Here is a 2,047-nt window from a genome sequence, read left to right as displayed (position 1 = left end):
TGATATGTTGGTTGGTGGTATTAAACCGCATTTCTATTGCTTACCAATTTTAAAGCGTCAAACTCACCAGACCACTTTGCTTGAAGTTGCAACGAGCGGTAACCCTAAATTTTTCTTGGGTACAGATAGTGCTCCTCACTCGCAAAATGCAAAAGAAAATGCGTGTGGCTGTGCGGGCTGTTATAGTGCGCCTAATGCAATTGAACTTTATGCTCAAGCATTTGATCAAGTAGGTAAACTAGAACGTTTAGAAGGTTTTGCTAGCCACTTTGGTGCAGACTTCTACGGCCTACCACGTAATACTTCTACCATTACTTTGGTAAAAGAAGATAACCTCGTTCCAGAATCTTTTGATTATTTAGATGATCAAAAAATTATCCCGCTGCATGCCGGGAAAACGCTGCAATGGAGAAAAGTGTGACACAAGAAACCTCTGTCCCGGTCATTGGCCAACGTTTTCGTGGCTTCTTACCTGTTGTTGTTGACGTTGAAACGGCAGGTTTTAATGCCCAGACAGATGCATTGCTAGAAATTGCGTGCATTCCAATTGTGTATGATGCTCAGGGACAATTTGTCCCTGGTCCAGCATTTCATGCACATATTAACCCGTTTGAAGGGGCTAATCTCGATCGTCGTTCGCTAGACTTTATTGGTATTGATCCATTCAATCCAATGCGTATTGCAATGGCTGAAGATGAGCGTACTGCATTACGCCGTATTTTTAAATCGGTGAATGAAGTCCGCAAACAGCAACATTGTACACATGCAGTCTTAGTGGGCCACAATGCGCATTTTGACCTTGGTTTTGTACAAGCAGCAATTGCGCGTACAAGTACAAAAAACCAAAACCCATTTCATAGTTTTTCAGTGATGGATACTGTTACTTTAAGTGCTGTTATGTTTGGACAAACTGTGCTTGCGAAAGCGTGTATTCAAGCTGGAATTGAGTTCGATGGCAAAGAAGCACACTCTGCTTTGTACGATACTCAGAAGACTGCTGAACTGTTTTGCTATATTTTGAACAAACTGTCACCTTACCTCCTTGACAGTTTGGTGGCGGCTTCTTAAGATACCGCCATCCTCAACGTCCCTATCGTCTAGAGGCCTAGGACATCGCCCTTTCACGGCGGTAACCGGGGTTCGAATCCCCGTAGGGACGCCAAATTCTAAAAAGCCACTGCATAACGTCAGTGGCTTTTTTCTTGCCTAAAAAAATGAAAAGCTAATCAATGATTAGCTTTTCATATGCTCTCTCAACCCGCAATTCCCACTTGTACTTCAAGGCGACCTGACTGCACTCGTAGTCCTCTAATTTCAAACTGATCTACGAGCTGCTGCACAAGCTCACGACTTTCTCTCAAAATATTCAAGCCCGGTAAAATACTAAAATCAGTCAAACTTAAAAGCTTTTCAACCATCCATGAACGGTTGTTAATAAAGTCAATAAATCCTGCTTGCTCTAGGTCAATAAACCACATGCGATGCCCATCGCGTTGGATTCCGGGAATATCGCCAATCAAGTGATTAATGAGTGATGGAATAGGCAACATATTTACGACTTCGAAACCAACTCGACCAATACGGCGCACAGCCCAATTTGACAAGGTGCCGCCATGTCGAATCTGAACATCAAGACTTTCATCCATTTGTCGCAAACGTAAGAATTTTTCCTGCCCAATACGACATTCCAATACTTTAAAATCTAAACTCAAACGATACATGAAGCGATGATAATGCCCATCGATCTCGACTTGGAAACTGTCATTGCCGCATTTAATTTTAATATCATCAATTTCGGAGCGATCAATGCGCTTACGAATTTGATTATTTAATAACATTTCGGGTAAGTACAACGTTAAGGTACTTTTGCCCAAAAAAGTTCGCGCCATAATCAACGCGACTTGGCGTGCTGTTTCACTGGTTTCAGACACCATATCTCTTACAGTACCTGCTGCCAGATTTGTCATTCCGACAACTCCACGTCGTGTATGAGTAGTTACTTGATCGAGTGCGTCCAAAGCAGCATCAGCAACCTCTGCAATATTAC

General features: G+C 42.5%; 2 protein-coding genes, 1 tRNA gene and 1 pseudogene. 3 read left to right on the top strand and 1 reads right to left on the bottom strand.

Annotated elements, in window-relative coordinates; all coding sequences use genetic code 11:
* From J536_RS23970 to J536_RS23960, 3 genes and pseudogenes are all read left to right on the top strand, one after another.
* Positions 1–421 (top strand): annotated as a pseudogene (locus J536_RS23970) (dihydroorotase); the annotation flags it as partial.
* Positions 406–1,068 (top strand): ribonuclease T, encoded by a 663-nt coding sequence (gene rnt, locus J536_RS23965; protein ID WP_002117536.1) that lies wholly within the window; start codon positions 406–408, stop codon positions 1,066–1,068. The pseudogene J536_RS23970 and the gene rnt, both read left to right, overlap by 16 nt.
* A gap of 18 nt (positions 1,069–1,086) precedes the next feature.
* Positions 1,087–1,162: transfer RNA gene (locus J536_RS23960), tRNA-Glu, on the top strand.
* Between the two features lie 91 nt (positions 1,163–1,253).
* Here J536_RS23960 and J536_RS23955 read toward each other — a convergent pair.
* A partial coding sequence (locus J536_RS23955; RefSeq protein ID WP_032064141.1) for a hypothetical protein occupies positions 1,254–2,047 on the bottom strand: 794 nt, incomplete at its 5' end.

It is taken from the genome of Acinetobacter sp. 809848, assembly GCF_000581275.1.
Lineage (GTDB): Bacteria > Pseudomonadota > Gammaproteobacteria > Pseudomonadales > Moraxellaceae > Acinetobacter > Acinetobacter pittii.
Note: the sequence above shows the minus strand (reverse complement) of the source record. Positions and strands in the feature narration are given on the sequence as shown.

Excerpts from the sequence above, each read along its gene's own strand:
- rnt (WP_002117536.1), top strand. The coding sequence starts at position 406 with ATGGAGAAAAGTGTGACACAAGAAACCTCTGTCCCGGTCATTGGCCAA.